This window comes from Symbiopectobacterium sp., from assembly GCF_051710365.1.
In the GTDB taxonomy this organism is placed as follows: domain Bacteria; phylum Pseudomonadota; class Gammaproteobacteria; order Enterobacterales; family Enterobacteriaceae; genus Symbiopectobacterium.
The window spans coordinates 1-5,872 of record NZ_JBPETA010000183.1 but is presented as its reverse complement, the minus strand read 5'-3'; the positions used below and the strand labels follow the sequence as shown (position 1 = coordinate 5,872).

The window sequence follows — 5,872 nt, the reverse complement described above, 5'->3', positions numbered from 1 at the left end:
GGATTGTTAGTATGAATCATGAGAGTTACCTCGTGTTTTGTATAAGGATTGGACACCCATATCAAAACCGGTAACTCTCAACCTTGCAAGGTCCAGTGTCAGATCAAGTCGCGACTAATACAGATAAGGGCTGAGCCTTACGCGCTTTCATCCAGATAGAGGTGAAGGCGCGGAATCAGCAGCCGCAGCGCTTTCGCTTTCGGCCTGAATTTGGGTTGCGCGCTGTCGGCAAGATAGTTTCCCAACTCACCAATGACTGGAATGCGTGACGGATCGCGGCACAGCACTAATAAAGGTGACGGGCAGGGGTGTTGTACCTGTTTCTGCGCATCTTGATACCAAACCCGGGCGATCGGCTGTACTTTCACCGGTCGTTTAATCTTCAACACAGCGTCTTGCGGCAGTTTTTTAATATCAATAAGCTCCTGGGTGACCCGAGCGTGCCACGTGGCTTTTTCTGTCGGTGAAATTCCGCGGGCTGCCTGAAGGCTTTTTTCCAGTTTTTCTAATACTGCCTCGCGCGTCAATGTATTCACCACATGCTTATTGGCCCAGCCAAAGCGCACTGTGTCGGGTTCGGTTAACAAGGTGAGCGAGCGATAGGCACTCAGCGTGATTAATCCGGGCAGGTGGGCGTGTACGAATTCAAACCGTTGCTCGGTAGCCAAACCGGATTCACGGGTAATCAACTGCTCCAGCGTTGCTTTCAAGGTGTTAATCGCCTCGACGGCATGTCGGATATGCTCGCATTCAGCCTCCGACACTAAAAAACACAGCGCACCGGGTAAGCGAATAGCAGCTTTGCTACTTACCGTCTCAGCATAATGATGGATAAATAAACGCTGGAAATGCGCCAGACCCGCCTCACAGGCCGCTTCGCTTTGCAACGCCGTGACAGGGATCTGGGTGATGGGATCGTGCTCTTTCCCTTTTTCCACGGTGGGGAGGGTGAACACTCGTGCGTTGAGCAGCGTAAGCGATGCCAAACGCTGGCGAAATTCTGCAAGCTGTTGTTCCAGTGAAGAAAAGGTGTCGTGAAGGGCAGCAATCAGTTGATAGTGGTCCATAGCACATCAGAGATAACAGGCTATTTTAGTTACAACATAATTATAATATATCAAGACTATTCAAGGTCAGCAATGGTGTTATCAAAAAGGTCTACTAGCGAAAAAGGGATTTACAGAGACACGCTCCCGCCATTTTTCAACGAGTAACGTGGTAAATTACTGGACTGTAACTATGTTAAGGATGCATCGTAGTCTTGCAACGTACTTTTTCTAAAAACCACCAGAGATAACCGCTATGTCGCACCGTGAACACCATTATCAGGTCAATATTGAATGGACTGGTAACAAGGGGAGTGGAACTGAGTCCTATAAAGCCTACAGCCGTGATTATGAAATATCAGCGGGAAATAAACAGGTCATCGCCGGTTCATCTGACCCCGCTTTTTTGGGAGATGCGACACGCTGGAATCCAGAAGATCTGCTTGTTGCTTCAGCATCGGCATGCCATAAACTCTGGTACCTGCATCTGTGTGCCGAGGCTGGCATATCGGTTTGCACGTATCGGGACAGCGCTGAGGGCACGATGGTAGAAGGTAAAAAGGGGGCGTTCACGCAGATTGTGCTTAAACCTGAAATTACGCTGCGTCCCGGCGATGACCTGGAACGTGCTTATGCGTTGCATCATCAGGCGCATGAACTCTGTTTCATCGCCAATTCGCTTAATTTCCCGGTGACCTGCGAACCCGTTATTAAACATCATCTTGCTTTGTGATGTGGGACGGTATATTCAAGGGCGCTGAACATACCGTCTGAAGTCTATTGCCGCGATTGATTTACAGGTTACGTCGCAAATACAGGCTGACATAGAGCGCAATCAGCAGCAGCAGTCCGATAAACAGCGCCACGCCTTGCCAGCCATAATGTGACCAGAACACGCCGCCTAGCGTACCCGCCAGGCTGGAGCCCAGATAGTAGCAAAACAGATACATCGATGAGGCCTGACCGCGCGCACGGCGTGCTCGCACGCCAATCCAACCGCTGGCAACGGCGTGTGCCGCAAAGAAACCGGCGGTAAACAGCATCATGCCGATAAAAATAAGCCACAGCGCACCAAAGGCTGTCAGGCATAACCCCGCAAGCATCAGCCCGACGGAGCCGGCCATCACCGCACCGCGCCCATAGCGTGCCGTCATCGCGCCAGCACGCGGTGAACTGATGCTGCCGGTGAGATACACCACCGAGAGCAAGCCAACAATGGCCTGGTTCAGAGTGTAGGGCGTAGCCAGTAGCCGGTAGCCAATGTAGTTGAACAGGGTAACAAAGGCCCCCATCAGTAAAAATCCCTGAAGGAACAGCCACGGCAACCCGGCGTCATGCCAGTGAATCTTGGTGTTAATCAGCAATGATTTAGGCCGCAGAGAACCGGGCCGAAAATGGCGTGAGTCAGGTAAAATACGCCAAAACATCAACGCCGCAAACAGGGCAAGAACGCCCATAACACCGATGGCCACGCGCCAGGGGAAATAATCAGTGAGTACCCCGGTGACCAAACGGCCACTCATGCCACCGATAGAGTTCCCACTGATGTATAACCCCATGGAGAAGGCCAGGAAGCTGGGATGAATCTCTTCGCTCAGGTAGCTCATGGCTACCGCTGCTACGCCACTTAAACGAGAGTCCAATCAGTGCGCGCATTAATAGCACGCCTTGCCAACTGGTCATAAAGGCGCAAATAAGCGTGCAAAACGCGGCCAGCAGCAGCGAAATCACCATCACATTCTTGCGGCCCAGGGTGTCGGAAAGCGGGCCAGTGAACAATAACCCAACCGCAAGCATCATCGTGGCAATCGATAATGACAGGCTACTGGTGGCAGGAGAAATGCCAAAATCCTGTGACAGCACGGGTAAAATCGGTTGTACGCAATACAGCAAGGCAAAGGTCGCAAGTCCGGCGGAAAACAGTGCCAGCGTAACGCGAATAAATGCAGGTGTACCACGGGTGATATACGGTGATTTTAGCGCGACGGGGATTTTGCGATCCAGAGGCTCTTCGCGTCGATCGTCATCTGGCACGGTGACCGAATCAGATACTGAAGAAAGTGACGTACTCAAAACTATTCCTTGGCAACAGGGGGAAAGTAGCAAATTTGTGCGGCATTCTGCACGCGATGCAGTGCATGACGCGTGGTAGATCATAGAAGGGTAAAAATGTTTTGTATAATATATTAATAATACCAATTAATATTTTTAAAATATTAATTGCGAATCCTTACCATCAGTTTGAGGAGGCTTGCCATCAACATCGAACTGCGCCATCTACGCTATTTTCTCGCTGTTGCTGAAGAGCTGCATTTTGGCCGAGCAGCAGAGAAGCTCAACATTTCACAGCCACCACTGAGCCAGCAGATTCAGGCATTGGAGGCGCAAATCGGCGCGACGCTGTTTGAACGCAACAACCGCAATGTCAGGCTGACCCCGGCAGGTGAAGCGTTCCGCAAAGCAAGCTGGGGAATATTGCACCAGGTGGAGCAGGCGTCTGCGCACGCCGCCAGACTGCAACGTGGCGAAATCGGCGAACTGCGGATTGGTTTTACCTCCTCAGCGCCTTTTATTCGTGCGGTTTCGCGCAGTTTGTTGCATTTTCGGCAACGCTACCCGGATGTTCATCTGCAAATGTTGGAGCTGAACACCAAACAGCAGATAGACCCGTTGCTCAGCGGAAAGCTGGATATCGGCGTGATGCGCAATAATCCGCTGCCAGCGGATTTACAGCATCAGCTACTGTTGCATGAAGCATTGGTGGCGGTGGTGCATGAAACACACCCGTTGGCAGGCCAGCCTTATATCAGCGTGCGCCAATTGGCTAACGAACCCTTTGTGTTTTTTGCCCGGGAAGTGGGAACGGCGTTATATGACGAAATCCTTCGTTTGCTGAAAAATTATGCCATTGATCCCTACATTACGCAGGAAGTCGGGGAAGCGATGACCATTGTGGGATTAGTCTCGGCGGGGCTGGGCGTTTCAATTCTGCCAGCATCCTTTTTACGTATCTCCGTGGATGGTGTTAAATACGTGCCGCTCAGTGAACCGGATGCCACCACGGAAGTGTGGCTGGTCACATCGCGCCGGGCGGCACTTAATCCTGCGGCAAACACGTTGATTTCATTTATGTTGGAACAAGATACGGGGAAATATGTGCACCAAATCACAAAATGAATCAAAGAGTTGACGCAATTCACTAAAAGCCCCACCATACCCGCAGTTTTTTTATTTTGCAGCGTGAAAAATACGCATTGATGCTATGAACCTTCGCTGCAAATCACCTTATGCATCAGCGAACGCTCAGCGTGGCAATTCGTAGACAGTAGGAGCCGTTTTGTGATTGCGGATGGTCAACCCGGACATATCGATCAGATTAAACAAATGAACGCCGGTGCGGTATACCGGCTTATTGACCTGCACGGCCCCGTATCTCGCATTGAATTATCAAAACTGGCCCAATTGGCCCCAGCCAGTATCACCAAGATCGTGCGCGAATTGATGGAAGCGCATCTGGTGAAAGAGACAGAGTACCAGGATGTCGGCAGCCGCGGCCGTCCTGCGATTGGATTATTGCTGGATACCGATGCCTGGCACTACCTTTCAGTCAGAATCGGCCGTGATGAAATCACGCTGGCGCTGCGCGATCTCAGTAATTCGCTGGTTGTTGAGGATTGCGTCAACCTGCCGAGCGACCATCCGCAACCGCTGCTGGAGCGTATCCTGCACGAAGTCGACCAGTTTTTTATTCGTCACCAACGCAAACTGGAGCGGCTAACGGCAATTGCTATTACGTCACCGGGCATGGTCGATGCTGTTGCCGGGATTATTCACCGCATGCCATTTTATGCGGTCGAGGAGATGGCGTTAGGCCCGGCGTTAGAAAGCCGCACCGGATTACCGGTCTTCCTACAGCACGACATTTACGCCTGGACCATGGCCGAAGCGATGTATGGCGCCGCGCGGGATTCGCAAAACGTTATCCAGATTGTTATCGATCATAATGTCGGCGCGGGGGTCATCACCGGTGGCCACTTACTCCATGCAGGCAGCCGTAACCTGGTTGAAATTGGCCATACCCAGGTCGATCCCTATGGCAAGCGCTGCTATTGCGGTAATAACGGCTGTTTGGAAACCGTTGCCAGTATTGAAAGCATGCTCGAGCTGGCACAACAGCGCCTGAATGGATCGATGAGCTCCTTGCTGAATGGTTCACCGCTAACCGTAGAGACGCTCTGCGATGCCGCGCTGAGAGAGGACCAATTAGCCAAAGACATTATTAACGGGGTTGGCAGCAATGTGGGCCGCATCGCTGCTATCATGGTTAACCTTTTCAATCCGGACAAAATTCTGGTTGGATCTCCCTTAAATAAGGCCGCGAATATTCTGCATCCTGCAATCCTGGATTGTGTTCGACAACAGTCTTTGCCTGCCTACAGCCACAATATACAGGTGGAATCTACTGCGTTTTATAATCAGGGTACCATGCCGGGCGCGGCGTTGGTCAAAGAGGCGTTGTATAACGGTTCACTGCTGGTGAAACTGTTGCAAGGCTGATGTGGCACAAAAATTTATAAAACGTTTCATGAATTACAAAACATTGCGCTAACGCAAGCACTACCTGAAGTACATCACCTAGACTTTCACTATTGGAAGCCTTTTTGCTGTGTTTTTTATTTTCAGGTGGGACCTCCGGAGCTTATATCCGTCATTCCGCACCTGATTTTTCTTTTTTCGGGACTTGACGGTATTCTGAAGTTCTGAATTTATTACTGCTTTTTGCAGACCAATCAGCATGAGTACTCCCCACGTTACCATCCGTAACC

General features: G+C 51.0%; 4 protein-coding genes and 1 pseudogene. 3 read left to right on the top strand and 2 right to left on the bottom strand.

Annotated elements, in window-relative coordinates; genetic code table 11:
* Positions 1 to 137: 137 nt before the first annotated feature.
* On the bottom strand, positions 138 to 1,067 hold the full coding sequence (tus, locus tag ACTBDZ_RS14155) for a DNA replication terminus site-binding protein (RefSeq protein ID WP_438815795.1): 930 nt from the start codon (positions 1,065 to 1,067) through the stop codon (positions 138 to 140).
* Positions 1,068 to 1,302: 235 nt separating this feature from the next.
* Between tus and ACTBDZ_RS14150 the strand changes: the two genes are divergently transcribed.
* On the top strand, positions 1,303 to 1,779 hold the full coding sequence (locus tag ACTBDZ_RS14150) for an OsmC family protein (protein ID WP_438815794.1): 477 nt from the start codon (positions 1,303 to 1,305) through the stop codon (positions 1,777 to 1,779).
* A 61-nt stretch (positions 1,780 to 1,840) separates the two neighbouring features.
* Here ACTBDZ_RS14150 and ACTBDZ_RS14145 read toward each other — a convergent pair.
* Positions 1,841 to 3,050 (bottom strand): annotated as a pseudogene (locus ACTBDZ_RS14145) (MFS transporter).
* A 252-nt stretch (positions 3,051 to 3,302) separates the two neighbouring features.
* On the opposite strand from ACTBDZ_RS14145, the gene ACTBDZ_RS14140 reads away from it, so the two are divergent.
* Positions 3,303 to 4,223 carry a LysR family transcriptional regulator gene (locus ACTBDZ_RS14140; RefSeq protein WP_438815796.1) on the top strand — a complete coding sequence of 307 codons (921 nt, stop codon included), beginning with the start codon at positions 3,303 to 3,305 and terminating at the stop codon, positions 4,221 to 4,223.
* Between the two features lie 162 nt (positions 4,224 to 4,385).
* Positions 4,386 to 5,603, top strand: a complete 1,218-nt coding sequence (gene mlc, locus ACTBDZ_RS14135; RefSeq protein WP_438815793.1) for a sugar metabolism global transcriptional regulator Mlc — start codon at positions 4,386 to 4,388, stop codon at positions 5,601 to 5,603.
* Positions 5,604 to 5,872: the final 269 nt, after the last annotated feature.

What these genes read in the sequence shown, in the direction of transcription:
- ACTBDZ_RS14150 (WP_438815794.1), top strand. Translation starts at nt 1,303, where the DNA reads ATGTCGCACCGTGAACACCATTATCAGGTCAATATTGAATGGACTGGT.
- tus (WP_438815795.1), bottom strand. Translation starts at nt 1,067, where the DNA reads ATGGACCACTATCAACTGATTGCTGCCCTTCACGACACCTTTTCTTCA.